This window comes from Nocardia rhamnosiphila NBRC 108938, from assembly GCF_000720425.1.
Classification (GTDB): Bacteria; Actinomycetota; Actinomycetes; order Mycobacteriales; family Mycobacteriaceae; genus Nocardia; species Nocardia rhamnosiphila.
On the sequence record NZ_JOAJ01000001.1, the window covers coordinates 560,239 to 584,667 of the forward strand.

Consider the following 24,429-nt stretch of genomic DNA (forward strand, 5'->3'; position numbering starts at 1 on the left):
ACGGGGCCATCCACCTCTGCGGACCCGATCGATCTGCTCGGCCGGCGTACTCAGGGAGCAATGCGCAGCATCCGGCCGACGGTGGCCTGCCAGTATGAACGATCGGGACCGATGGTCCCGGTGAGCTGCAGGGGCTCGTCCAGCGGCGCGATACCCACCGGCCGGTGTGCCCGCAGCTCACCCGTGCCGAAATCCACCGCCGTGTAGTACACCGGACCCACCTGCTGGATTCCGCCGCCGGGCGGGAGCGGCCCGTAGGAGAGCCCGTAGATCAGGCCGTCCGCGCGTGACAGGCGAGGAAGCGAGGCCATCCGGTCCCCGGTCTCCCAGATCCGGCGGCACCCGGTCTCCGAGACATCGATGCGGGTCATACCGCCGGTGAACATCGCATTCGGTGGGTCGCTGGGCCCGGATGTAGCAGCCGGTGGATAGCCGAACCCGTAGGTGCTGGGGATCACCAGGGAATTTCCCCAGGCCATCGGTGAGTTCTCGGTGCCCTGCCCGGAGGTTCCGAAGGCCGGGGTCCGGCACACCTGGGTTCCGTCGTCGGCCCGGTAGACGAGCAGATCCGGGCGTTCGGCATCATCGACGATTGCCACCCATTCGTCACCGCCGGGCCCGAAATAGGTCGGGGTGGTACCGGATCCGGGCCCGAGCTGGCCGGGTTTGCGGATCGTGCCCGCCGCGTAGGGCTGCCGCCAGACCACCTCGGGCACACCGGAGGCCCCGGCCCGCATCTCGTAGAGCGCGTGGGTGGTGAGGACCGAGGTACCGTCCCGGCGCACGCTCAGCCCGTTGGTGAGTTTCTCGTCCTCGGGCAGGCGGGTCGTCGCCGCGCGGCCGGTGCGGTCGACTGTGCCGATCACCCCGCCGGTGGTGACGAACCAGATGCGGCCCGCGTAGTCGGGCGCCACACCGGTGATCGCGTCGCCGGCCGGAATGCTGTCCGCGAGGTCGACCCGCTCGTCGACGAACAACTCCCAGCGGCCACCGGCGGCGCGCCGGTGCCCGACCTCGACGATCGCGCCCGACCCGTCGGCGACGACCACGCGGTCGCGGCTGTCGAGATAGCCGTACACCCCACCCAGCAGACCGCCTTTCGCCAGCTGCAGTGCGGCGACGGGGGCCGCGGAGACCGGATCGAAGAGTTTCACCGTCGGCACGGCGACGTCCGGTGGGGTGAGTCCGGCGTAGCCGGTGCACAGCGCCACCGGCATACCGTCGGACGCGACGAACGTGGCGCTGCACGCCCCACCCGGTACCGAGGAGGCGGCGAGCCGGCCGTCCGGCCCGGGACCGGGGTGCCCGGTGCTGTCGGTGGACGCGAGATCGCCGTGGATCAGCGAGGTTCCGGCCGGCCCGAGGTCGGGGACCGCCGGGTCCGCGGCCGCAGCTCCGGCGGCCCCGGCCATCATCAGTACGGACACCACCACCGGCAACACCCGGCGCACTCTTGCGCTGTAGCACCGCATGGACCACATCCCTCCGTCTCGCCGCACGTATCCGGATCCGTTCCGGCGAGCGGGTTCCGGGAACGTGGCGGCGGGTTTCGTACTGCGGGCAGCATACGGGGGTGCGCGGACCACCGAGCGTCTTCCGCGGCGCCGGGAGAAGCCGGTCTCTCGCGGCCGGACCACGGACCGTGCCGAACACAGGTGAATACGCACACCGCCCGGTGCGGCCGGATGATCACCCGGGCGAGCGTCTCGGGACGACCCACATCCGCATGGAGCCTTACCTACTCCGCGCCGAGGCGAACGACGGGCAACTTTTCGGGTATCCGGCCGGAGTAGCGGCAGTTCCGACCGCAACGGTGGAGGAGGAGAGAGTGGATCCTGCGGTATTGCTCGTGGCGGGGTGGGCGGCAGGGGTGTTCGGCGCCACCCGGCTCGGCCGGGAGCCGCGCCGGTTGTCCACGGGATTCTTCCTGCTCGCGGCGGTCGCGCTGGTCCTCGCCGGTGCGGGAGCCGCGGCCGCGCGGCTGGCCGACCCGTCCGGCCCGGAATCGGTTTCGGTGCTCCTGGGCGCACTGTTCTCGCTGGGCGTGATGGTGGTGGGCCTCGGGCTGCTCACGAACGGCATCACCGTCGCCCGGCGCGAGGGGGTGCGGCCGATCACCATGACCCCGGTGGTGGTGGGACTCGGTCTGCTCGTGCTGCCTCTCGCGGCGTTGCTCGCCCTACGACGTGGACCCGCCGTACCGCACTGGCTGATGCTCATCGCCGCCACGGCCACTGTGGTGGGTATCTACCTGCTGGCGCATCTGCTCGCCTTCGCCGGGCATGCCGTGCTGTACGGCAAACTCCCGGATGAGACGGGCGCGGACGCCGTGGTGGTCCTCGGCTGCGGCCTGAACCGGAACCGCGTCACGCCCCTGCTCGCGGCCCGCCTGAACCGAGCACTCCAGGTCTATCGCGCCGAAACAGCGCTCGGGCGCAGGCCGGTCCTCGTCACCTCCGGAGGCAAGGGCAGCGACGAGGCACTCAGTGAGGCCGACGCGATGGCGGCCTATCTCGTCGACGCCGGTGTCGCCGAGACGTCGATCCTCCGGGAACGCTGCTCACGCAATACCGAGGAGAACCTGCGCAATACCGCGGACCTGCTCCACCGGTACGGGCTCGACGCCGCGGACGCCCGGGTCACGGTTGTCACCAGTAACTTTCACGTCCTGCGTGCCGCGGCGCTGACCCGCCGTCTCGGCATCCGGGCCCAGGTCGTCGGTGCCCGCACTGCGCGTTACTTCATCCCCGCCGCTTTCCTGCGCGAGTTCGCGGCCGTCCTGACCACCCACTATCGCCGCACCCACTTGGCGGTCGCCGGCGCCACGGTTGTCGCCCTCGCCGCCGCCGGAATCGACGCCTACTTGTCCATGTGAGTTCCCGGCTGCCGGCCGAGGTCCCGGAAGCCGGGCGTACCCGGGCCGGGCCCCGGTCAGGTGAGGGAACGCTGGATCTCGTCCGGTCCGAGCGGGGTTTCGTGAACGGTCAGCCAGTGATACCGATTCTCGTCCGGGTCGGCGCGCAGTACCGCGGTCGTCCGCCGATACTCGCTGGTGTCGCCGTCGCGATGCTCTTCCACGAAGCGCACCACGGTGAGATCGGCCGAGGCGCAGACTGTCTCGATATCCGACACCTCGATGACCAGACCCGGGCGACTGTTGCGGGCGCGGTGCAGGCCCGCGAGCAGTTCGGTTTTCCGCACCACCGCGCCCGCGACCGTCACCATCGAGAAATCGTCGTGCTGAGCGGCGGCGAACCCGTCCAGCACCTGGGGAGACGCGGGCGTGCCGAGCCAGGTGGCCAGCAGCGAGTGGACCCGTTCGACCTCCGACCGCGCGTCCAACGGTTCGGTGGTATCGGGTAGTCCACTTGTTTCGGTCATATTCGGCACAGTACCGGCCAGGGGCGGACGCGCCCGGCACCCGCGCCCGGTCTCATCGGTACCGGGCCGGGGAGACGGAGAACCCGTCCACCCCGGTGAGTGCGACAGACAGGGTCCACAGCCGGGCCGCGGCGTCCCGGTCGGTTGCCCACGGCTTGACGCCGCCGACGAGCATATCGTCGTCGCGGGCCGCCTCGGCGATATCGCAGTCCTGGCAGTACGCGCCGCCGTGCCCGTGTAACAGCGGTGCGGTGGCGGCCCACACCGCGGTGGCTGCTCCCTGCGCCGGGGTCTTGAAACCCGGGGCGATTCGGCCGTCGTCGGTGAGCCAGCCCTGGGCGAGCTGCTCGGACCGGGGAATACGCCGCTGCAGCGGTGTGAGAATACTGCCCGGGTGTACCGCGAAGGCATGCAGTCCATCGGTTGCGCCGAGTTCGTCGAGGTGCACAGCGAACAGTGCGTTGGCGGTTTTGGACTGTCCGTACGCGGCCCAGTGATCGTAGTCGTGCCGGAAATGCGGGTCGTCCCAGCGGATACCGGAGAGGAAGTGCCCGGACGACGATACCGAGACCACCCGCGCGCCGGTCCGGGCGAACGCGGGCCGCAGCGCGGTGATCAGCGCGAAGTGGCCGAGATGGTTGATGGCGAAATGTGCCTCCCACCCGGGCCCGATGTGCTGGACCGGGTAGGCCATCACACCCGCGTTACCGATCACGATATCGAGTACCGGACCTTTCTCCCGGAACTGCTCGGCGAACCTCCGTATATTGTCCGGGTCGGCCAGATCCAGTGGCAGCACCTGCGTGCGCGGGACGTCCCGGAGGGCCGCGGTGGCCACCGTGGGTCGGCGCGCGGGCACGATCACCTGTGCTCCCGCCCGGGCGAGTGCGGTGGTGGCTGCCAGTCCGAGACCCGAGTATCCGCCGGTGATCAAGGCGTTGCGGCCGGTGAGATCGAGACCCGCCAGGACATCGTCCGCGGTGCTGTGGGGGCCGAACCCGGAGTTGAGCTTGTGCTGTGTCGTGGTCATTCGCCGAACGCTAAGATCTAGAGTGCGATCTAGGTCAAGCTATGAGGGTCGGTGCATGAGCGAACTGTCCATCGGAGACGTGGCGAAGGCGACCGGTCTGGGGATCCACGCATTGCGCTTCTTCGAACGAGAGAAGCTTTTCCTGCGGCCGATTCCGCGTACGGCGGGCGGGCGTCGGGTCTACGACACCGCCGACGTGGAATGGCTGCTGCTGTGCAAGCGGTTGCGCGACTCGGGTATGCCGATCGCGACCGTGCAGAAATTCGCCGAATTGGTCCGGTCCGGGCCGGGGAACGAAGCCCAGCGGTTGGCGCTGCTGGAGGAGCACCAGCAGTCGGTCGAGGCCAAGATAGCCGAGCTCGGCGCGAGTCTCCGTATCATTCGCGACAAGGTCGGCACCTATCGGGAACATATGGCGGAAGGGACCGCGGCGGGCCTCTGGGCTCCTACGCGACGGGAGTAGGGCCACCGGCCACGGCCGAGCCTCGGTGCCGCGTCGCACCCGACCGGCCACTCGGCCTGCCGTGGGGGAGCCCGCGGCCGCGGAGCGGGGGCCCGGCGACCGTGGGTGGCCGGTGCCCTCCGCCCCTCCGAAAGTTGCGTCCCGAAAGCGCTCGGGACTGCGCTCAGACCGCGACCGGCCGGTCTGCCGCGGTATCGGCCGCGGCGAGGCCGAAGACGAGTGCCGGTGCGATACCGCCCGCGTACGCGTTGTCGTAGAGACCGCCGGTATCGGACCCCGCCGCGTATAGACCGTCGATCGGGTCGCCCGTGGCGGAGAGTACCCGGGCGGCGGCGTCGATGCGGATCCCGTGGAACGGGAAGGTCAGCGCCGGACAGGTTTCGATGATGTAGTAGGGGCCCCGGTCCAGCGGCTGTGCGTCATAGGTGCGGGTGGGGGCCACCGCGGCCCCGGCGGCGTTCACCGCACGGATCTGTTCGGCGATGGCGGCCCCGTCGTAACCCCATTCCTCCGGCAGGTAGGCGAAGTCGTCCAGGGTCTCGGCGATGCCGCAACGCCCCTCGCGGCGCCGGGTGAGATCGAATTTGTCGACCGCCACCGCGCCTTCGACATAGCTGCCGAGCACCCGGTCGCGGTAGACCCGTTCGTCGGCGACGAGCAGCCCCCGGGCCTCCGGCTGTTCGAGTAGCCGCATGGCGGTCAGGTGGTCGCCCAGGGTTTCGTCGGTGAAACGCCGGTTGTCCAGGTTGAACAGCAGGGCGTGTTCGCTGTAGTACAGCGACAGTGCCACGAAATCGGCGGGCTCGCGGAACGGAACTCGCGTCGGCACCAGGTGCCCGTAGAACCCGGAGTTCGGCGTACCGGTGGCGGCACCGACCTCGGCGGCCAGCCGGAGTCCGTCTCCGGCGCTCGCCGGATTGGAGCGCAACTGCATGGCCGGTGCCTGCGGATGGATGTTCTCGGCGACCAGTTCGGCATCGGCCTGGAAGCCACCGGTGGCGAGTACCACTGCGGCGCAGCGGATCTCGATGTCGATCCCGTCCGGTCCGCGGACCCGGGCTCCGGTCACGGCCGCACCGTCGGTGAGCAGCCGGACGGTCTCGGTGCCGGTGAGCAATTGCGCGGCGGCGGTGATCCGGCGCCGGCATTCGTCGATGTACTGGTTGGTGTCGAATTGATGCCCGATCCCGTACCGGAGCACGGGGACCGGATCACCGCACTGCACCCCGACCGCGCGGATCCACGCGAGGGCCGCGGGGAACCCGTCGACCAGCGCGTGGCGCAGCGCCGGATCGCCGTCCGGGTTCACCTCGTCCATCACCGCGCGGGTGGGCGCGGTCCAGGCATAGCCGGCATACCGGGCCGACCCGCCGACCGCATCCGCCTTCTCCACCACCACGACCGAGCGTCCCCGGTCGAGGGATCGGGCGGCGGCGGTGAGGCCGGCCATTCCCGCGCCGATCACCAGTACATCTGTGTCGATTGTCCGCATAGGTGTTTCCTTGTCGCTCGTTTCGCGGGTGGGCGCCCGCCGTCGATCCGGGCCCGGCCGGCTCATACCGTGAACCTGCCGCCATTGCTGAGCAGCACCGCGCCGATGACATTGGCGGCCCCGGGGGAGGCGAGGTACAGGATGTTGTCGGCCAGTTCCGCGGCGGTCGCGTAGCCGCGTGGGGCGCCGTCGGCCATGGCCGCACGCAGATGCGCCGGGGTCCGGGCCGCCATTCCGGTGTCCACCGGGCCGGGTGCCACGGTGTTCACCCGGATCCCGAAATGCGCGGCCTCCTTGGCCACCGACTGGCTCAGTGCGTGCACGCCCGCCTTCGAGGCCGCGTAGTGCGGGTACCCGGTGAGCGTGTCGAAGGCCGCCGACGATCCCACGGTGACGATCGCACCGCCGCCGGTCTCCTTCATCGCACGGACCGCCGCACGCAGCACATAGAAGGTGCCGTCCAGATTCACCGAGAGGATCCGCCGCCACTGCTCGTCGCCGAGATGGGTGAGAACATCGGCGGGGCGGCACTGTTCGGCCGCCTCGTAGATCCGCTGTTTGCTGTGCGGATCGTCGACACCCGCCGCGTGTACCACCACATCGACGCGGCCGTGGTCGCCGAGTGCGGTGGCGAAGGCGCTGTCCACCTGGGCCGAGTCGGCCACGTCCAGTTCGATCGCGGTCGCGCCGGGGATGTCGGCCGCGATACGCCCCGCCGCCTGCCGGTCGATATCGCACAGGTAGACCGCTCGGGCCCCTCGCCGGGCGAGCAGGCGGGCGGTGGCGGCGCCGATGCCCGAACCCGCTCCGGTCACCAGGGCCACCTTGTCGCCGAACTGTGCTGTCGTCATGGTCTTCTCCTCGTCCCCCGTTCGCGCATTGCCGGTCACTGGAAGATGCCCTCCCATTCGTTGCGATAGCGTTCGGCGCCTTCGCCGATCGTGACCTCGAGGTTCTGGTCGGGGACGTCCTGCGCGACCGCCAGCGCCCCGTCGATATCGGGCAGCACGGCGCCGTAGCCGGGTGAGGTCGCCTGCTGGCCCGGCCGGCTCACCATGAAATCGGCGAGCACCTGGGCGGCATTGGGGTGCGGCGCCGAGCCGAGCGCCAGCCCGTACCATCGTGCGCCCCATACGTGCGGGCCTTCGGTCCAGGCGACCGGCGCTCCCGCGGCCCGTTCGGGCAGCATCGGATTGCACATGAGGGCGGCCACGATCTCTCCGGAGGCCAGGGCCTGTCCCAGAGGCTGGCTGCTCGGGTAGATCCGCGGATTGTTCTGCGCGAGCTGCCGTAGGAAGTCCCGTCCGCCGTAGTTCTCCTCGATGTGGTCGTAGTAGTCGATATAGGTGGGTGAGGTGGCCGGGGTGACGATGCCGACCTTGCCTTTCAGGGCGGGGTCCAGCAGATCCTGCGCGGTGCGGATGCCCTTGGGGTAGCCGGCGGTGTTCCAGCCGAAGCCCAGGATCACCGCGCCCTCGAGGAAGAACTTCCCCTCGATGATGCTGTCCGCCGGGCGGTATTCGGGCGCGTCGAACGCGGGTCCGACCACCTCCACGGCGGCATCGGTGCCCTCGGCCTGCTGCATCCAGGACACATCGGTGATGACCGCGATATCGCCGGTACCTTTTCCGGTTCGCGATTCCGCGTCGATCCGGGAGAGCAGGTCGGCATCGACACCCCGCACCACGGTGAGATCGATCTGCGGATACGCGGTTTCGAACGCCTTCTCCAGGTCCGCGAGCACCGGCTGGGCCTGGGTGGAGTAGATGGTGACCGCGCCTTCGGCGTTCGCCGCGGCGACCACCTCCTCCCAGGTGCCGGCGACGGGCCGGGAGACTTCGCCGGTCCCGCCGCAGCCCGCCAGGGCCAAGGCGAGGGAGCCGACTATCGCGGCTGTTCTCAGTGCGTGCACTCGCAGGGTTTTCCGCATGGGTACCTCATCATTTCGATCCTGATGTCAAGGGGTATCGACACCGACGGGTGGTTTCGGCCGACCGGACGCGTCCGGTCTCGGAAGTGACTGGGCGGGGTCGGCTCCGGCGCCGGTCACCCGGCCCGGGCGCGGGAGTGGCTGCCGGTGCCGAGTACGGCCGCCGCGGCGGCACGGCCCTCGGCGATCGCATGGGAGACCCGCCGGGGCACCACCGCGTCGCCGATGATCTGGACCCGGGCGTGCGCCGACTCCTGCGTGAACGACTGCCAGTCGGTGGCCTGTCGTTCACCCGCGACCACCACCCTGTCGCAGGTCAGTTCGGTCGTGCGGCCGGAGAGGAGATTCCGGTAGGCCACCACGGTCTGCGACTCCTGCCGGGTCACCGCCGACACCGCGGCCTCGACGATGAACTCCACCGGGCGGCCCGCCAGGCGCCGCCGCAGCTGGACCCGGCTCTCCGCCGGGATGCTCGCGGCGACGGCCGGTCCGGGCACGAGTACGGTGACCTGGCTCGCGCCGCCCGCGAGGGCGGCCTCCACCACGCCGAGGGCCGGCCAGTAGCCGAAACCGTCGTCGACGACCACCACCCGGTCACCGGGCCATATCTGCCAGGGATCGATCAGGGCCGCGGTGGTCGTCGCGGTGCCGGGTGTCGCGGTTTCGGTGGCGCCGGTCGCCACGATCACCTCGTCGTATCCGGCGAGATCCGCCGGTCGCGCGCGGTAGCCCAGTTCCAGCGCGGCGCCGCCGAGATTGTCCTGGTAGTAGCGCAGCAGCGCCGACCAGCCGGTCCGGTTCGGCGCCTGCGCCGCGGTGCGCAACTGGCCACCGATCCAGCGGGTCGCTTCGAAGACGGTGACGGTGTGGGTCGGGGCCAGCCGGAAGGCGGCTTCCAATCCCGCGGGCCCGGCGCCGACGATCGCCACTCGCGGCCTCCGGTCCGGTGCCGGACCGAACCGCAACGGCCGAGCCGGGCGGGCCGACTGCCCGGGCGGCGCCAGGTCGGGGTTCACGGAGCAGAGCAGGACCGGGGTGAACGACCGGCAGTCCTCGTTGCAGGAGACGCACGGGCGGATCCGGCTGTCCTCGCCGCGCAGCAGCTTCCGCGCGATATCGGGGTCGGCGACGAAGGGTCGCGCCATGCCGACCAGGTCGGCGCCCGCGGCGAGCGCCGCCTCGATATCCGCCCGGGACCGGAAGGCCTGGGAGACCAGCAGCGGCCGGTCGGTGGCCGCGCGTAACCGGTGCAGTTCCGGGAGCAGCGGGGGGCCGGCGGTCGCCATATCGCGGACGTAGGTGGTACGAACGCCCACCGTCACATTGATGTAGTCGAACATACCCAGCAGCGGCAGCAGTTCGCAGAGGCCGTCGGTGTCCATCCCGGCCTCTTCGGCGCCGTCGATCGAGACACGCACGCCGAGCGCGAGTTCCGGGCACGCCGCGGTGATCGCGGTGTGCAGCCGGTGCAGTATCGCGGCGCGTCCGGTGAGGGTGCCCGCGTCCGGTCGGGTGTTCGAGGCCGCGGACAGGAACTGGGCCAGCAGGTATCCGTGCGCGGCGTGCAGTTCCACCGCGGCGAATCCCGCCTTCGCGGCGTGCCGGGAACTGAGCACGAAGGCGTCGACGAGCGCGTCGATATCGCCGTCGGACAGTACGCGCGCCCGCACCGGTTCGCGGGGGGAGCGAACGGGCGAGGGCGCCACCGGGTGCTCCCAGATCTCCGCGCCCAGCGTTTCGCGTCCCAAATGGACCAGTTGGCAGACCGCCACCGCGCCTGCCTCGGTGATGGCCCGGGCGCGCCGACGCAGTCCGGGCAGCCCCGCGGGATCGGAGGCATCGGTGATGTTGCCGGTGCGGTTGCCCGAATCCGAGCCGACCACGGTGCCGCCGGCGATCACCATGGCCGCGCCGCCGGCCGCGCAGCGCCGCCAGTATTCCTCGTCGCCGGGCTGGGCCGTACCCGCGCTGACCGCCCCGGATCCGTGCGCGGTGGCCACGAGACGGTTGCGCAGCGTCAGGGAGCCGATCCGCAGCGGGGACGACATATGAGGGGAGCTCACCGTTCCTCCTTGAACTGGATTCACTTCATATTATTGCCACACAGTGATTGACACCACAATGGGTATGGCATAGTTTCAAACTGACATCAGTTCAGTTCGCGGGATGTGGGTATTCGCACCATGAAGTTGTTGTTCAAGGTCACGGCGGCCGCGACGGCCCTCGCTGTCATTTCGGTTCTCACGGCGTGCGGGTCGAGCCCGGGCGCCACCGGACCCGTATCGGGCGCCTGGTCCGACGTCGAGGCGGCCGCCGAAGAAGAGGGCAGCGTTCTGCTCTACTCGAGCCAGAAACCCGCCAACCTGGAACGGCTGGAGAAGGCGTTCGAAACGAAATACCCGCGCATAGACCTCGAGTTCGTGCGCGGTACCGACGCCGATATCAACCCGCGAGTGGAAACGGAGAACCGCACCGGGCGCGGCACGGCGGACGTCCATATGCTCACCGACGCGACCTGGGTCACCAATGCGGCCCAATCGGGCAGCTATTCGGCCGACCTGGTCGGACCCCATCTGCAGGCGCCGGAGTACCGGCCGGAAACCAGTGTGCTGGAGAACCGGTTCGCGCTGAGCAGCGCGGCCGTCTTCGCGCTCGGCTGGAACACCGCCGCGGTACCCGGCGGTCTGCGATCCCCGCAGGATCTACTCGATCCGAAGTACCGGGGCAAGATCGGCATCGTCAACCCCACCGGTATCGCGTCCTATGTCGATCTCTACCGCTTCTACGCGCGAACCTACGGCGAGGACTACTGGGATCGGATCGCCGAGTTGAAACCGCGCATCTATCCGAGCGCGCTCGGTATCGCCCAGGCGCTCACCTCCGGTGAGATCGTGGCGACCCCGTCGGTACAGCCGCTGGTCACCGAGGTGGCGGCCGGCGCTCCGGTCGACTGGGCGCTGCCGTCGCAGCCCTGGGGCACACCCTGGTACACCCACGCGCTGAGTGTCGCGCCGCATCCGAACGCGGCGCAGGTCCTGGTCGACTTCATGACGACCCGCGAGGGCCAGACCGCCCTCAACGACGGATACGCCGCGGCGCTGCCGGATATCCCGGGCGCGGTCGTGCAGGCGCAGGAGATCGCCGCCCCGGACACCGCCGACCTCACCCCGGACAAGGTCACCGAGTACTCCCAGGAATGGGCGCGGCGTTTCCAGAGCTGATCGGACTCCGATCCAGACCGACCGATGAAGGACCGCTATGGACAACAGGGCCGAGCCCCTGCAGGGCACCCACGTGCTGGTGACCGGGGCCTCCGGGGGGATCGGTGGGGCGACCGCCGAACTGTTCGCCGCCAGGGGTGCGACCGTCCACCTCACCGATGTGGACGATATCGCGGGCCGGAAGCGTGCGCTGGCGCTCGGCCCCCGGGCCCACTACCACCATCTGGACGTCACCGACGAGGGTGACTGGCACGCCGTGGCGACCGCGATGGAGCAGGCCGGGCACCCGATGAACGTACTGGTGAACAGTGCCGGGACCGCACTGAAGGCGCCCTTGGCGCAGACGACGCTCGCGCAGTTCCGCCGGATGATCGACCAGCATCTGGTCGGTACGTTCCTCGGATTGCGGACCGCCGCGGCGGCCATGACCGGTGGGGGCACCATCGTGACCATCTCCTCGTTGCGCGGTGTCCTGGCAACCGCCGAACTCGGCGCCTACGGCGCGGCGAAATCCGGGGTCCGCGCACTGACCAAGGTCGCGGCGCTGGAATTGGCCGAGCAGGGTATCCGGGTCAATTCGGTCTGCCCCGGCAGTATCACCACCGAGATCACCTCGGCGCCCGGTTTCGCCGCCGACGATATGGAGACATACGTCCGCAGTATCCCGATGCAGCGTCGCGGCTCCCCGGCGGAGGTGGCGGCGGTGATCGCCTTCCTGGCGACCGCCGACAGCAGCTATGTCACCGGTATCGACCTCCTGGTCGACGGCGGGACCGCCGCCGGTGTCCGCACTCCCAAACTCTCGACTCAGAAGGCATGAGATGACGTCGCAATTCACCGTTTCCGGCCTCACCAAGACCTACGGCGCGAATGCCGTCGTCGACCAGCTGGACCTCACCATCGAAGACGGTGAATTCCTGGTCCTGCTGGGGCCCAGCGGATGCGGGAAGACCACGACCCTACGGTGTCTGGCGGGTCTGGAGAACCCGCAGGGCGGTTCCATCGCGTTCAAGGACCACACCGTGTTCGACGCCGCGGCCCGGGTGAACGTGCCCGCGCACAAACGCAATATCGGCATGGTCTTCCAGTCGTATGCGCTGTGGCCGCATATGACGGTGCGCAAGAACATCGGCTATCCGCTGAAGGTGCGCAAGATGAAGGACGCCGTCGCGGAAGGCGCGGTGGAGGCCGCCGCCGAAATGGTCGACTGCGCGCAACTGCTCGACCGCTACCCCTCACAGCTCAGCGGCGGCCAGCAGCAGCGGGTGGCGGTGGCCCGTGGCCTGGTGGCGCGGCCCGATCTGGTGCTCTTCGACGAACCGCTGAGCAATCTGGACGCCCGCCTGCGCGACCAGGTACGCACCCAGATCCACCGGCTGCATCAACAGCTCGGTTTCACCGCGGTATTCGTCACCCATGATCAGTCCGAGGCGTTCGCTCTCGGCGATCGCCTGGCCATCATGAAATCGGGCAAGATCGAGCAGTACGACACGCCGGAGCGAGTATTCGAGAACCCGGTCTCGGACTATGTGGCCGCCTTCATCGGCATGAGCAACCGGTTGTCGCTGCGCCGCGGCCACGACGGGTGGAGCACCGCGGCGGGAGATCCGATCGATCTCACCCACGCGGTGGTTCGTGAACGTGCCGACGAGAACAGCGCCGCGGTGGCCCGGTTGCGCCCCGACGATGTACTGCTGCATGCCACGACCGACGAGGTACCGCTGGGCAATGTGGCGCTGCATGCCGAACTCGTGACCTATGAGTACGGCGGCCGCTACTTCGATGTCACCGTCGAAACCGGCGGCGAACAGCTGATTCTGCGCGCGCCCGCGGCCCAGCACAGTTCGGCGCTGCGCGGGAGCCGGCCGGGAGCGCCGCTGGTGGTCAGCTTCTCGCCCGCGAGTCTGCGGGTCTTCCCGACCTCGGGAGAAAATCCGGCCGAAGCCCCCGAGCCGGTGGCCGCCACGGCGGGAGGGAACTCCTGATGGCCACTCTGTCGACAGCCGCGGGCCGCTCGTTCGCCGTCCCGGCGCAGTGGCGGTCACGCCTCGGCTACCTGGCACTGCTGGCTGTGCTGGGCTATCTGGTGGTGCTGCCGATGATCCGGCTGCAATCGCTGGCTTTCGAGGACGGCGCCCGCGGTTATCGCGCGCAGTACACCCGCTTCGATATCGGGGAGACCATCCAGACCACCATCGCGCTGGCGCTGGGATCGCTGGTGATCGCGATGGTGCTCGGCACCCTGCTGGCCTTCGCCGCCAGCCGCCTGCCCGACCGGCTCGGCTTCCTGCGGATCATTCCGATCCTGCCGATCGTGATGCCGGCGGTGGCCAATATCGTCGGCTGGGCGTTCCTGCTGTCCCCGGGGCCGGGGTACCTCAATGTGCTGCTGCGGAAGCTACCGTGGTGGAGCGGTTCGGATTCCGGGCCGATCGATGTCTACACGGTGCCGTGGATCATCATCCTGACCGGTTTCGGCCTCACCTCGTTCGTGTACCTGTTCGTCAGCGCCGGAATGCAGAACATCAGCGCCGAACATCTGGAAGCCGCGCAGATCAGCGGATCCTCGACCGTGGGTGTGTTCTTCCGGGTCGTCCTGCCACTGCTGCGGCCCTCGCTGATCTACGGCGGTGGTATCGCCCTGCTGCTCGGGCTGGGACAGTTCACCGGGCCCCTGCTGCTCGGCCAGAACTACGGCGTGAAGGTGCTGACCACCGAAATGTACCGGCGGGTGTCGGAATCACCCTCGGATTTCGCCGCCGCCGCGGCGGCCGGTTCCCCGCTGGTGATCTTCGGCCTGGTGCTGGTGCTGATCCAGAAGGGCCTGCTGGGCAATCAGTCCCGGTTCGTCACCCACGGTGGGAAGGCCTTCGCGCCGGCCGGTGGGCGGTCGCTGTGGGCCACTCTCACCATCGTCGTCTACGCGCTGTTCGCTCTGGTCATCCCGCTGATCGGTCTGGTCATCGTCTCGTTGACGCCCTACTGGTCGGGATCGCTGTCGTGGGATCTGCTGACACTGGACAACTTCCGCACGCTGGCCGCCGACAACGCCATCGTGGAATCGGTGCTCACCAGCGTGTCGACCTCGCTGGCCGCCGTGGTCATCTGCGTACCACTGGGCTATCTGATGGCGACCCTGCTGGTGCGGGGACGGCAGTTCAAGGTGCTCGCCCTGCTGGCCGATCTCGTCACCGCGCTGCCACTGGGAATTCCGGCGGTCATCTTCGGTGTCGGATTCCTGCTCACCTACACCGAGCCGCCGCTGATCCTGTACGGCACCAAAACCGTCATCATCCTGGTCTACATCGTCCTGATGCTGCCGTACGCGACCAGAATGCAGATGACGGCCATGCTCTCGCTCGGTAACACCTACAGTGAGGCGTCGGCGACCAGCGGTGCGTCGCCGCTGGTGACAAACCTGCGCATCATGCTGCCGTTGATGCGACCCACCATCCTCAGCGCCGTCGCGCTGATGTTCATCCTGCTGACCCACGAGTTCGCGGCGTCGCTGCTGGTGCGGGCCTCGACCACCCAGGTGATGGGCACCCTGCTGTTCGATCTGTGGCAGAACGGGTCCTATCCGCTGGTCGCCGCCATGGCCCTGCTGATGACCGCGGTCACCACCGCCGGTGTCGCGGTCGCGATGCTGGTGGGCGGCCGAAACGTCCTGAACAAACTGTGACGCGGGAGTTATCTACCGTCACCGCAACAGAAAGGGCCGCGATGACAACGGGTGCCACGAGGCTTCGGGACAAGGTCGTCCTGGTGACCGGATCGACGGGCGGGATCGGCGTGGAGATCGTGCGCCGTCTCGCCACGGAAGGCGCCGTGCTGGTGGTGACCGATCTCGACGAGGCCGCCTGCGCCGAACTCGTCGCCGGCCTGGACGAGCCGGACCGGCACCTCACCCGGCCGCTCGATATCGCCCGCGAGGACGAGTGGCGGGAGAGCGTCGACGCCGTGCGCCGGCGATACGGACGGCTGGACGCGCTGATCAACAATGGCGCCATCGGCAGCCTCGCCTCCGTGGTCGACGAAGACCTCGAGCGCTACAACCGGGTGATCGAGGTGAGCCAGACCGGGACCTGGCTGGGCATGAAACACGCGGGCGCCCTGATCGAGGACAGCGGAGGCGGGTCGATCGTCAACCTCTGCTCGATCCTGGGCACGGTCGGCGGATTGGGCAACAGTCTCGCCTACGCGGCGGCCAAGGGTGCGGTCCGCACGATGACCAAGAACGCCGCGCTGCACTGGGCCACGAAAGGGGTCCGGGTGAATTCGATCCATCCGGGTTTCATCGAGACCGAGCAGTTGCGCGCGCGGTACGAGGGCACCGAGCGCCACCGGGCGATGCTGGCCCATACGCCCATGGGCCGGCTCGGCCACGCCGCGGAAGTCGCCGCCGCGGTCGCGTTCCTGGCCGGCGACGATTCCACCTTCGTGACGGGCACCGAACTCTATGTGGATGGCGGCTGGACCTGCGCCTGACCCCGCGCCCGGGTCACTTCATCGGATGAGGGTGAAGTGGCCCGGGTAGTCCGGACCGGAGTGCTCGCCTCAGCGGAACGCGGACACATTGCGGGCGACCCAGTCGTCGAATGTCCGGGCGCCGGAACCGGTCACCTCGGCGACGGTGTCACGGACCGTCAGCAGTTCCTCGTTGATATCGCCACCTGTCACATCGAGCAGCGCGTCCGCCGTCCGGGGACCGAACTGCGGAACCATCCGTTCCCGCGCCCGGGCCCGGCCGATCTCGGTGATCGAGATCCGCTCTCCGAGCGCCGCGGCGATCGCGTCGATCTGCCGGCGCGGGCTGATCCGGGCGGGTCCCGTCAACGCGTACTGGCGCCCTCGATGCCCGGGCTCGGTCAGCGCCACCCGGGCCACCGCGGCGATATCGGCGGGATCGACGGTGGGCAGTCCTACATCGGCGAAAGGCAGCTCCACACTGCGGGATTCGCGAATCGAGTCTGCCCACCACAGGGCGTTGGACGCGAACTGAGTGGGACGCAGGATCGTCCAGTCCATACCGCTGGTCTCGAGCCGCCGTTCCACCCCGGCATTGTCCTGGGCCGGCCCCAGATGGGGATGGCTCTGCACGGTGATCGAGGACACCAGCACGACATGCTCCACACGGGCACGGCGAGCTGCGGCAAGGATGCCGGCGTCGTCGCCTACCTGCGACACAAGGAACAGGGCAGTGACTCCCGCGAGCGCGGACCGCAGCGAGTCCGGCCGGCGCAGATCGGCGCGAACCGCCTCGACCGCGCCGGGCAGCGCGGCACCGGACGGATCGCGGGTCGCGGCACGGACGTGAACATCATCCCGCTCGGCGAGTTGGCGCAGCAGTTCGCGGCCTATGTTGCCGGTGCCGCCGGTCACCAGAACGGTCGTGGGAGGTCGTGAGTCGATCACGGACGCCACGCTAGAACCTGAACATTAGTTGAGGTCAAATCTTCGGCTATCGCGGGCGGACCGGCAGGATCGGGCGCTGTGTCGGTAGGACGGTCGTACTTCGGTGCCGCGGTGACGTCGGGGCCTTCGGGTGTTTTGCCTAAGGCTTGTCTTCGCTCGAGAACGGAGAACCCCAGTAGGAGTCGAACTCGGGCAGGTGAATACCGGTTTCGGTGACCAATGCTTCGGCGCCCAACCAGGATTGTCCCGTGGCCTCGTCCCTGCCCAGGAACATGATGCCGCGCGGCATGTGGATGTTCCTGTCCATTTCGGCTTCGTCGATGAGGTACTGCGCCGCGAACTGTCCGGTCGAGCTGCCCGGATGCTGTGCCGGACTGCATGAAATCGGCACCAGCGTGCCGTATTCGTTTCCTTCCATGGCACGCAGCACATGCGGATTCACCGAAATGGCCGCAGCGTGTGGGGGCCCGTCGAGGAACATGGTTTCCAGCGAACTTTTCGTCCGGACCTGGACAGTGTAAGCGGCCGAGTTCGCATGGGCGATGACGTAGATCGGTGGGATGCCTGTTCGGCGGACCTCTCTTGCCCAGGGTGCTTCTATGAAGGGGCCGTGGTGATAGACCGCTTCCGACCCGCTCGCGCTCGCCGGTATTCGTTCGTAGCTCGGCCGGATGTACTCGTCACTGGTTCGGTTTCGCATGCTTGCCCAGGGCACGAAATTCTCGACATCCTTCGGTTGTGAAGGGAACAACACGCCGATCGGGTTCCCGTCGGCATCGTGCAAGGGAACGCTCACGATATCCGCCGGGTCGATCTCCACGGTGTGACCGGTGCTCTTTTCGATACCGGTGATCGGGAGTTGCGGTCCGGCCGCCGTGGTCACGTGCTCGAACCGGCGCAATGGGTCGAGCAGATGAGCGGCTCGCCCGTCGAACGCTGGGTGAACGCGACCCATTGAGTCGGCACCGGCCGATACGATAACTATGCGGTCGCGGACTTCGGTGGTGGTGGTGTTGCCTATCGTGATCAGGCGTTCACCCACATTGTCCAAGACGGAGGCAATGGTCCGCATACGGTAGCTCCTTGGCCGGCGGGACCCTGAAAAGTGAGGCTACTGTACGTGTTTCGCGCTCGCTGGTAAATATTCTCAGCACGGGAGAACGGCGCGGGTTAGGGCATAGGATGTCCGGTGAGAAGTCCGGTCCCGGCAGGTGTCGAAAGTCCATGTCGTCGGGGTCGTTGCCTCCGATACGAAGGGTTGGGCCTCCAGTGGATCCGGCGTTCCGAACCATCAGACGTGGCGACTGGCTGGTTTTGCTGGATCCCCGGTGGACGGCCGACGCCGCGGGCGGGAATCCGCCGGCCACGGCGATCATGGGTGGGTGGGGACTCGACGAGTCGGGGGCGGCAGGGCCATTCGAGCCGAATCCCGACTACCGTCCCTCCGACGCGGCCACGCCTACCGACCCCATCGACACGGTCCTGCGGCGCGCGGTCGCCGGCGAGAATGTGACCGACCGTATCGTCCCGGTCATTCGTGATTCGATCGTCCATATCGGTTGCGACGAAGCGGGCGAGCCGCTGGTCGGTCCCGCACCGGACGGTGTGACTTGTGTGCCGGTCGCTACCGCTGAAGTGCACAAGCAGCGAGTCGGCCCGGTGCGCTGGCGGAAAATATGGGGAGGTGCCCTCGCGGATATCGTCCCGCCAGATGTCGACATCCTCGTCAATCCCGGCGGTCCCGCCCAATTCCGGTTGGTCACCCGGGCACTGCGTACGTCCGAGTGAAGGCCGGTGTCGGTCGTCGTTCGGTCGACCGGCCGAGATGACATCGCCGGCCGCAGTGCAGATGTTCACGGACCCGCGAGCCCACGGCGTATCTGCCGAAGTCGTCGCCGACTACGTGGTACCGGGCGGGGATCTCGACGGTGTGGTTGCCGGCACGCTGATATTGCCGGGCCTGTGGCGAGGGCTTCCCTGCCGACGTTCAGTGTGCGAGGCGGAAGATGTCCACACCTTCGACGTCATAGGCGGCGAGAAGGTTCCGCGTGACGAGGACATCCAGATGGGCCATGGTTTCGCAGGTCGCGACCATCTGGTTGAACGTATCCAGGGTGGCGAAGGAGCGTTCCCGGCGGGTCCAGGTCAGGGCCCGCGCGACTTCGTAACCGGTGCACGGCGCAAGATCGGTTACGGCGGTGCGTATCTGGTCGAATCTTCGCTCGTGATGGGCGAGTAGCGCGCGGGCCCGTGCGCCTGCGCTGCCACCGTGGGGTCCGTGTGCGGGCAGCATGGTCCGGTCGTCGTCGTCACGCAGCAGGGTCAGCGAGTGCAGGAACTTGTCCAGGGGGAGTTCCCAGGTGCCGAGTTCGAATCCGATGGACGGGGTGATGGTGGGGAGCAGATGGTCGCCGGTGAAGACCAGCCGGTACCGCCGATCGTGGAAGACGGTGTGGCCCTTGGTGTGTCCGGGGGTCTCGAGGACCTCGAGCTCGTAACCGCCGAGGGATACCGGGCCGGGCCGCAGCCAGTGGTCCGGTACTTCCCAGTCCGCGAGATCGAAGGGCTCGTCGGCGGCGGCGAGATACGCGCGCGCGGCGATACCGGCCGCACCGGCCCGCCGGAGTTCGCGCAGGGAGCTCTCCGGGGAATTGCTGCCCAGCGTACGCACCGCGTCGAGTCCCACCGACTCGCCGGCGCCCAGATGGACCCGGCAACCGTGCCGGCGGCGTAGTTCCACCGCGAAGGTGTAGTGGTCGCGGTGGATATGGGTGACCAGGACATCGTGGATTTCGCCGGGGGAGCGGCCGATTCGCGCGAGTCCGGCGGAGAGTTCGTCGTAGGTGTGTGGGCGGTGCCAGCCGCCGTCGATCAGGACGAGCCCGTCGTCGGTCTCGACGGCGTAGACATTGACCGCGCGCAGTCCGTCCTGGGGCAATTGCAGCGGTATGCGGTGAATACCCTCGGCCACCGGATAGCAGCCCGGTTCGGCCCAGTGGGCACTCATTCGCCGCTGCCGGCCAATGGCACCATGGTCTGTTCCTCGCCGTACCAGATCATGCGCCGACCGCGCATGGCGCCGACATGGCGGACGGCCGCCTTCCACTCCGGGCCGGCCAGCGCGGCGTCGAGCGCCTCCCGGGATTCGAAGCTCAGGATGGACAGCCCGTCCCATCCGGCGGACCGCTCGTCGAAGCTGTCGAGCAATTCGGTGTGCTGCCAGCGCAGTAGGCCGGGCAGGGGATAGGTGACCTCGGCGTGTTCGCCGCGCCACCACTCGATGAACTGGTCGTGGGTCCAATCGCTCGGGCGTGCCGCCAGCACCATGAGGTTGTACATGATCGCATCCTAACTGAATTCTGTTCGGTTTCGTAGGGTGTGCGACAGTGCGCACCCCGGCCGAGGGTGATTACGCGCGCACCATGCGCACCGCGGTCTCGGTGACCGTTTCGGTGATCTCGGCGAGGGTGAGCGTGCCGTCCGGGCGGTACCAGCGCCAGACGCTGATCACCACGGCGAGTACGAGCCGGCCCAGTACCCGCGGATCGTCACCGGCGAAATCGCCGGTCTCGACACCGCGGGCGATCAGATCGGTCCAGTTCTGTTCGATCTCCTGGACCAGTTCGCGTGAGCGCAGCCGTTCGGCTTCCTCTTTCTCGGACTGCCGGGGGGCGGCGAGCAGATCCATATGGTTCTGCAGGATGCGTCGCTGCAGCGCGTCGATGGGCTCGGCGCGCAATGCCGCGGCCACCGCCGCGCGCAATGCCATTTCCGGGTTTTCCGCACCCTCGATGGCCGCGACGAAACGATCTGCGGAATCGGCCAATTCCAGCCGCATGATGGTCAGCAGGCAGTGCGCTTTCGATTCGAAATAGTGGTACAGCGCCGTCTGGCCGATTCCGACTTCGTCGGCGATGGAGGCCCATTTCGTGTGCTCGTAACCGATTCGTCCGAATTGCTCGATCGCCGCGGTCAGGATGCTTCCGCGCTTGGAACGCGGGCTCTCCCGCCGAGCTCCGGTATCAACGGTCATGAGTGAAGTGCCCCCAGGATTCGACGATGTGGATGCTTCAACTCTACCCCACCCGATATGAACTCGAGTCGGCTGCGGCGAGTTGCGCGGCGAGCCGGACCGCGTCCGGCCGGGATAATTTCCCGACCCGATTCTGCGGGAGGTCGGCGACGGTGAACAGGTATTCGGGCCATTTGAATTTGGGGAAATCCGCGGCGGCGAGCTGCGCGGTCACCGTCGGCAGAGTCAGCTCAGCGGTATCGGTGACGACCAGGGCCGCCGCGCGTTCGCCGAGGAGATCGTCGGGGACCGGAACGACGCACACCTGCACCACGCCCGGCAGCGCCGCGATCGCCGCCTCCATCTCGTTGATATCGATATTGCGCCCGCCGCGGATGATGATCTGCTTCTGCCGGCCCATCACCCGGATGGAACCATCCCCGGCCACCTCCACCAGATCACCGGTGGGCAGGAATCCGTCGTCGGTGAGCGCGGGCGCCACCGGGGCGCCCCCGCGGGCGTATCCGACGAAAAGGGACGGGCCTTTCACCTGGGCGTCGCCGATCTCCCCGGCGGGCAGTGCCGCACCGGTCTCGTCGACCGCGCGGACCATGGTGCCCGGGAACGGGCGGCCGTCGCGCCCCAGCCGGATCTCCGGCGGGTCGTCGAGCCGCGGTGTGGTGTGGCCGAGACACTCCGACATACCGAACACCCGCAGGAACGTGGTCCCGAGCTTCTGTTCGGCTTCGGCCAGCGCCCGCTGGTTCATCGGCCCGCCGCCCACCGTCATCGCGCGCATGGCCGACAGCTTCCCGGCACTGCCCTCGACCACCGAGAGCTGCAGGGCCATGGTCGGCACCAGCATGGTCCACGCCACCCGGTGCTCGGCCATCGCCGTGAGCGCGGCGCCGGGGGACCAGCGACCGATGGTGACCATGGTGGCGCCGAGGAACGCCGGCAGGTACATACCGAAGCAGAACGCGGCCACCGAGGACAGGGGGACGAACGCGCCCACGGCCTCGCCGGGGCGCAGCCCGACCGCGTCGACGGTGCTGCGGCAGGCGTAGCGGATGGCATCCTCGGACTGGACCACGCATTTGGGCCGTCCGGTGGAACCGGAGGTCATCGCGATCGCGCTGCCGCCGTGCCAGCGCCGGACGGATTCGAACGGCGTGGCGCGGGCCAGCAGCAGATGCTCGTCGAAGGCGGTATCGCGGCGCGAGTAGACCTCCGCGGGCACGTCCCAGTGGCGCAGCGCCTCGGGTTCGCCGATCACCAGGTCGGGACCGATGTCCTCCATCGCGAGCCGGAACTCCGATTCGGTGGCGTGCGGGCTGAACACGGCGACCACCCCGCCGCGCAGCCCGACCGCGAGCGCCGCGGCCAGGGTGCGCCAGGTGTTGTCGGCCTGGATCAGTGCCGTGGGGGCACGATCGTCGAGGGCCGCTATCCGCTCGGCCAGGACGTTCGCCGCCTTCATGATCTCACCCAGAGTGTGCTGTCCGAGTTCGTCGATCACCGCGATATCCGCCGGTGTGCGCCGTGCCCGTTCGAGCATCTCCTTCGCCAATACTCTCATCGCCCGTTCCTCGTGCCGCTGTGCTCTCTGTTTACTCGTCGCCGCGCTCGCGCGGGGTGGAATGCGCTTGTCACGCCGGTGGGACCAGGACGGCGCGCCCGGTGATCCCGCCCGACCGCAGCCTGCGGTAGACCTCGACCGCCTCGGTGAGCGGGAAGGTCTCCGCGGTGACGTGCAGAGCGCCCCGGCGTGCGAGATCGACCACTGTCGCCAGGTCCGACCGCGGCCCCCAGAACGGCGCCGTCACGGTCCAGCCCGCGGCCAGGCCGACATCCTTGCCGACCTCGAGTCGCCCGCCCGCGCTGCCCACCACCACCAGGCGCCCGCCCGGCGCGAGCGCCGGCCCGGCCGCACCCACGGTGTCCGGGGCGCCCGCGAAGTCGAGGATCAGATCCGCGCCGTCGCCCAGGCCGGTGGTCGCGGATGGGATATCGGGAAAGGTCGCGTCCACGCCCAGCCGGCGGGCCACCCCGAGTGCGTCCGGCCGGTTGTCGATCGCGATGATCCGTCCGGCGCCGAATTCGCGCAGGATCTGGACCGCGAGATGGCCCAGCCCGCCGACTCCCACCACGAGACATACGCTGCCGGCATCGATCAGGTCGCGATGCTGCCGCACCGCGTGGTACGCGGTGAGGCCGGCATCCGCCAGGGGCGCGCAGAGCACCGGGTCCACACCGCGCGCCGGCACCAGGAACCGGGCCGAGGGCACGATCATCGCCTCGGCGAGCCCGCCCGGATGGCCGAGGCCGTTACCGATCGCTTTTCCCCGGCCGTCCGGGCCCGGGCGCAGCCGCAGGCAGTAGTTCTCCCGCCCCCGCGCGCAGTTGCGGCACCCGCCACAACTCCAGATCCCGTGGACCACCACGGTTTCCCCGATCCAGCGGCGGTCGGCCGCGGAGCCCGCCTCGAGCACGGTGCCCGCGACCTCGTGTCCGAGGGTGAGCGGGAGCGGGTAGCCGAACGCACCGGCGGCGGAATCCATGATGTGCAGATCCGAGCGGCACAGCCCGGCCGCCTCGACCCGCACCAGCAGTTCCTCGCCGCTGGGCCGCGGCGTGGGGATCTCGCGGAGTTCGGGTTCGGCGCCCCAGGCGGTGAGCTGCACGGCCAGCATCAGCGTGCCGTCCAGCCGCCGTCGACCACCAGGGTCTGCCCGGTGATATAGGACGACGCGTCCGAGGCGAGGAACAGCACTGCGCCGTCCACCTCGCCGGTCCGGCCGCCCCGGCCTAGCATGGTGTTGCGCCGGACCCAGCCCGCCGATTTCTCGTTGCTGAACAGGCCATCGGTCATCTCGGTATCGAACCATCCCGGCACCACGGCGTTCACCCGGATACCGCGCCGCCCCCACTGGCCGGCGAGTTCCCTGGTGAGTCCCAGCGTTCCGGCCTTGGAAGCGGCATAGCTGGCGCCGCCGATCGGCGCGGTGGAAACCAGGCCGATCACCGAGGAGATATTGATGTAGGACGCCTCTTCGCCCTCGGGCAGCCGGGTCGCCGCGTAGGTGGCGAGGTGGAAACCGGCGAGCAGGTTCAACTCCAGGATCGCGCGGAACTCCGCGTCGGTCTCCTGCTCCGCCTGCGGCGGACCCGGCCGGCCCGCATTGTTGACCAGGACGTCCAGGCGCCCGGACTCCGTGTAGCAGCGGTCCACCAGGGCGGTACGGTCCGCGTCCCGGGTCACGTCACAGGGCACCGGCACGATCCGGGAATCCGTTCGCGCCAGTTCGGTCAGCCGGTCCACCCGGCGGGCGGCCGCGTAGACGGTGGCGCCCGCGCCGGCCAGCACGCGGGCGAAGCCCAGCCCGAGGCCCGACGAGGCACCGGTGACCACGGCGACGCGTCCGCTCAGATCGAACAGGCTCGTCGGCGTGGCGATATCCGGATCGCCCGGCTGCGTACCCACC

Annotated in this window: 23 protein-coding genes; 8 read left to right on the forward strand and 15 right to left on the reverse strand. The window is 68.9% G+C overall.

The window, feature by feature from the left end:
• Window positions 1-50: 50 nt before the first annotated feature.
• Entirely contained in the window at window positions 51-1,472 is a 1,422-nt protein-coding gene (locus IG75_RS0102645; RefSeq protein ID WP_030519512.1) for a hypothetical protein, read from the reverse strand.
• A gap of 356 nt (window positions 1,473-1,828) precedes the next feature.
• Between IG75_RS0102645 and IG75_RS0102650 the strand changes: the two genes are divergently transcribed.
• On the forward strand, window positions 1,829-2,875 hold the full coding sequence (locus IG75_RS0102650; RefSeq protein ID WP_030519513.1) for a YdcF family protein: 1,047 nt from the start codon (window positions 1,829-1,831) through the stop codon (window positions 2,873-2,875).
• 56 nt (window positions 2,876-2,931) lie between these two features.
• Here IG75_RS0102650 and IG75_RS0102655 read toward each other — a convergent pair whose 3' ends face one another.
• Both IG75_RS0102655 and IG75_RS0102660 read right to left on the reverse strand, forming a co-directional pair.
• A complete protein-coding gene (locus tag IG75_RS0102655; protein ID WP_030519514.1) occupies window positions 2,932-3,381 on the reverse strand; it encodes a hypothetical protein in 450 nt (149 codons plus the stop codon).
• Window positions 3,382-3,433: 52 nt separating this feature from the next.
• Entirely contained in the window at window positions 3,434-4,411 is a 978-nt protein-coding gene (locus tag IG75_RS0102660; protein ID WP_030519515.1) for an oxidoreductase, read from the reverse strand.
• A 55-nt stretch (window positions 4,412-4,466) separates the two neighbouring features.
• Here IG75_RS0102660 and IG75_RS0102665 point away from each other — a divergent pair, with 55 nt between their 5' ends.
• Complete coding sequence (locus IG75_RS0102665) at window positions 4,467-4,874, forward strand: MerR family transcriptional regulator (RefSeq protein ID WP_030519516.1); 408 nt, start codon at window positions 4,467-4,469, stop codon at window positions 4,872-4,874.
• Window positions 4,875-5,037: 163 nt separating this feature from the next.
• Here the strand turns inward: IG75_RS0102665 and IG75_RS0102670 are convergent, their stop codons facing one another.
• The 4 genes from IG75_RS0102670 to IG75_RS0102685 form a co-directional block, all read right to left on the reverse strand.
• The gene (locus IG75_RS0102670) at window positions 5,038-6,366 is read right to left on the reverse strand and encodes an FAD-dependent oxidoreductase (RefSeq protein WP_030519517.1); all 1,329 of its coding nucleotides are present in this window, start codon (window positions 6,364-6,366) and stop codon (window positions 5,038-5,040) included.
• A gap of 62 nt (window positions 6,367-6,428) precedes the next feature.
• Window positions 6,429-7,217: an SDR family NAD(P)-dependent oxidoreductase gene (locus IG75_RS0102675; protein WP_030519518.1), complete on the reverse strand. Its 789-nt coding sequence runs from the start codon at window positions 7,215-7,217 to the stop codon at window positions 6,429-6,431.
• A gap of 35 nt (window positions 7,218-7,252) precedes the next feature.
• Window positions 7,253-8,296 carry an extracellular solute-binding protein gene (locus IG75_RS0102680; RefSeq protein ID WP_051714145.1) on the reverse strand — a complete coding sequence of 348 codons (1,044 nt, stop codon included), beginning with the start codon at window positions 8,294-8,296 and terminating at the stop codon, window positions 7,253-7,255.
• 116 nt (window positions 8,297-8,412) lie between these two features.
• The gene (locus IG75_RS0102685; protein WP_030519520.1) at window positions 8,413-10,359 is read right to left on the reverse strand and encodes an oxidoreductase; all 1,947 of its coding nucleotides are present in this window, start codon (window positions 10,357-10,359) and stop codon (window positions 8,413-8,415) included.
• Window positions 10,360-10,479: 120 nt separating this feature from the next.
• On the opposite strand from IG75_RS0102685, the gene IG75_RS0102690 reads away from it, so the two are divergent.
• From IG75_RS0102690 to IG75_RS0102710, 5 genes are read left to right on the forward strand one after another with little or no spacing between them, the layout of a single operon-like run.
• Entirely contained in the window at window positions 10,480-11,517 is a 1,038-nt protein-coding gene (locus IG75_RS0102690) for an ABC transporter substrate-binding protein (RefSeq protein ID WP_030519521.1), read from the forward strand.
• A gap of 37 nt (window positions 11,518-11,554) precedes the next feature.
• Window positions 11,555-12,337 (forward strand): SDR family NAD(P)-dependent oxidoreductase, encoded by a 783-nt coding sequence (locus IG75_RS0102695; protein WP_030519522.1) that lies wholly within the window; start codon window positions 11,555-11,557, stop codon window positions 12,335-12,337.
• A gap of 1 nt (window position 12,338) precedes the next feature.
• The gene (locus IG75_RS0102700) at window positions 12,339-13,502 is read left to right on the forward strand and encodes an ABC transporter ATP-binding protein (protein ID WP_030519523.1); all 1,164 of its coding nucleotides are present in this window, start codon (window positions 12,339-12,341) and stop codon (window positions 13,500-13,502) included.
• Window positions 13,502-15,199 carry an ABC transporter permease gene (locus IG75_RS0102705; protein WP_030519524.1) on the forward strand — a complete coding sequence of 566 codons (1,698 nt, stop codon included), beginning with the start codon at window positions 13,502-13,504 and terminating at the stop codon, window positions 15,197-15,199. The genes IG75_RS0102700 and IG75_RS0102705 overlap by 1 nt, the downstream gene beginning before the upstream one ends.
• Before the next feature lie 41 nt (window positions 15,200-15,240).
• Window positions 15,241-16,005 carry an SDR family NAD(P)-dependent oxidoreductase gene (locus IG75_RS0102710; protein ID WP_030519525.1) on the forward strand — a complete coding sequence of 255 codons (765 nt, stop codon included), beginning with the start codon at window positions 15,241-15,243 and terminating at the stop codon, window positions 16,003-16,005.
• Between the two features lie 69 nt (window positions 16,006-16,074).
• Here IG75_RS0102710 and IG75_RS0102715 read toward each other — a convergent pair whose 3' ends face one another.
• Complete coding sequence (locus tag IG75_RS0102715; RefSeq protein ID WP_210436753.1) at window positions 16,075-16,932, reverse strand: SDR family oxidoreductase; 858 nt, start codon at window positions 16,930-16,932, stop codon at window positions 16,075-16,077.
• 139 nt (window positions 16,933-17,071) lie between these two features.
• A complete protein-coding gene (locus IG75_RS0102720; protein ID WP_063045244.1) occupies window positions 17,072-18,004 on the reverse strand; it encodes a hypothetical protein in 933 nt (310 codons plus the stop codon).
• Window positions 18,005-18,246: 242 nt separating this feature from the next.
• Between IG75_RS0102720 and IG75_RS0102725 the strand changes: the two genes are divergently transcribed.
• On the forward strand, window positions 18,247-18,720 hold the full coding sequence (locus IG75_RS0102725) for a type VII secretion system-associated protein (protein ID WP_162183770.1): 474 nt from the start codon (window positions 18,247-18,249) through the stop codon (window positions 18,718-18,720).
• Window positions 18,721-18,919: 199 nt separating this feature from the next.
• Here the strand turns inward: IG75_RS0102725 and IG75_RS0102730 are convergent, their stop codons facing one another.
• The 6 genes from IG75_RS0102730 to IG75_RS0102755 all read right to left on the reverse strand — a co-directional run bounded on the left by IG75_RS0102730 (window position 18,920) and on the right by IG75_RS0102755 (window position 24,428).
• Complete coding sequence (locus IG75_RS0102730; RefSeq protein ID WP_030519529.1) at window positions 18,920-19,939, reverse strand: MBL fold metallo-hydrolase; 1,020 nt, start codon at window positions 19,937-19,939, stop codon at window positions 18,920-18,922.
• On the reverse strand, window positions 19,936-20,271 hold the full coding sequence (locus IG75_RS0102735) for an EthD family reductase (protein WP_030519530.1): 336 nt from the start codon (window positions 20,269-20,271) through the stop codon (window positions 19,936-19,938). Before IG75_RS0102735 ends, IG75_RS0102730 begins: the two co-directional genes overlap by 4 nt.
• Before the next feature lie 70 nt (window positions 20,272-20,341).
• On the reverse strand, window positions 20,342-20,965 hold the full coding sequence (locus tag IG75_RS0102740; protein WP_030519531.1) for a TetR/AcrR family transcriptional regulator: 624 nt from the start codon (window positions 20,963-20,965) through the stop codon (window positions 20,342-20,344).
• A gap of 43 nt (window positions 20,966-21,008) precedes the next feature.
• The gene (locus IG75_RS0102745) at window positions 21,009-22,523 is read right to left on the reverse strand and encodes a class I adenylate-forming enzyme family protein (RefSeq protein ID WP_030519532.1); all 1,515 of its coding nucleotides are present in this window, start codon (window positions 22,521-22,523) and stop codon (window positions 21,009-21,011) included.
• 70 nt (window positions 22,524-22,593) lie between these two features.
• The gene (locus IG75_RS0102750; protein WP_030519533.1) at window positions 22,594-23,637 is read right to left on the reverse strand and encodes an NAD(P)-dependent alcohol dehydrogenase; all 1,044 of its coding nucleotides are present in this window, start codon (window positions 23,635-23,637) and stop codon (window positions 22,594-22,596) included.
• The gene (locus IG75_RS0102755; RefSeq protein WP_245713117.1) at window positions 23,637-24,428 is read right to left on the reverse strand and encodes an SDR family NAD(P)-dependent oxidoreductase; all 792 of its coding nucleotides are present in this window, start codon (window positions 24,426-24,428) and stop codon (window positions 23,637-23,639) included. The genes IG75_RS0102750 and IG75_RS0102755 overlap by 1 nt, the downstream gene beginning before the upstream one ends.
• Window position 24,429 lies beyond the last annotated feature (1 nt).

Excerpts from the sequence above, each read along its gene's own strand:
- IG75_RS0102645 (WP_030519512.1), bottom strand. The coding sequence starts at position 1,472 with ATGCGGTGCTACAGCGCAAGAGTGCGCCGGGTGTTGCCGGTGGTGGTG.
- IG75_RS0102655 (WP_030519514.1), bottom strand. The coding sequence starts at position 3,381 with ATGACCGAAACAAGTGGACTACCCGATACCACCGAACCGTTGGACGCG.
- IG75_RS0102660 (WP_030519515.1), bottom strand. The coding sequence starts at position 4,411 with ATGACCACGACACAGCACAAGCTCAACTCCGGGTTCGGCCCCCACAGC.
- IG75_RS0102665 (WP_030519516.1), top strand. The coding sequence starts at position 4,467 with ATGAGCGAACTGTCCATCGGAGACGTGGCGAAGGCGACCGGTCTGGGG.
- IG75_RS0102670 (WP_030519517.1), bottom strand. The coding sequence starts at position 6,366 with ATGCGGACAATCGACACAGATGTACTGGTGATCGGCGCGGGAATGGCC.
- IG75_RS0102675 (WP_030519518.1), bottom strand. The coding sequence starts at position 7,217 with ATGACGACAGCACAGTTCGGCGACAAGGTGGCCCTGGTGACCGGAGCG.
- IG75_RS0102680 (WP_051714145.1), bottom strand. The coding sequence starts at position 8,296 with ATGCGGAAAACCCTGCGAGTGCACGCACTGAGAACAGCCGCGATAGTC.
- IG75_RS0102690 (WP_030519521.1), top strand. The coding sequence starts at position 10,480 with ATGAAGTTGTTGTTCAAGGTCACGGCGGCCGCGACGGCCCTCGCTGTC.
- IG75_RS0102695 (WP_030519522.1), top strand. The coding sequence starts at position 11,555 with ATGGACAACAGGGCCGAGCCCCTGCAGGGCACCCACGTGCTGGTGACC.
- IG75_RS0102700 (WP_030519523.1), top strand. The coding sequence starts at position 12,339 with ATGACGTCGCAATTCACCGTTTCCGGCCTCACCAAGACCTACGGCGCG.
- IG75_RS0102705 (WP_030519524.1), top strand. The coding sequence starts at position 13,502 with ATGGCCACTCTGTCGACAGCCGCGGGCCGCTCGTTCGCCGTCCCGGCG.
- IG75_RS0102710 (WP_030519525.1), top strand. The coding sequence starts at position 15,241 with ATGACAACGGGTGCCACGAGGCTTCGGGACAAGGTCGTCCTGGTGACC.
- IG75_RS0102720 (WP_063045244.1), bottom strand. The coding sequence starts at position 18,004 with ATGCGGACCATTGCCTCCGTCTTGGACAATGTGGGTGAACGCCTGATC.
- IG75_RS0102730 (WP_030519529.1), bottom strand. The coding sequence starts at position 19,939 with ATGAGTGCCCACTGGGCCGAACCGGGCTGCTATCCGGTGGCCGAGGGT.
- IG75_RS0102735 (WP_030519530.1), bottom strand. The coding sequence starts at position 20,271 with ATGTACAACCTCATGGTGCTGGCGGCACGCCCGAGCGATTGGACCCAC.
- IG75_RS0102740 (WP_030519531.1), bottom strand. The coding sequence starts at position 20,965 with ATGACCGTTGATACCGGAGCTCGGCGGGAGAGCCCGCGTTCCAAGCGC.
- IG75_RS0102745 (WP_030519532.1), bottom strand. The coding sequence starts at position 22,523 with ATGAGAGTATTGGCGAAGGAGATGCTCGAACGGGCACGGCGCACACCG.
- IG75_RS0102750 (WP_030519533.1), bottom strand. The coding sequence starts at position 23,637 with ATGCTGGCCGTGCAGCTCACCGCCTGGGGCGCCGAACCCGAACTCCGC.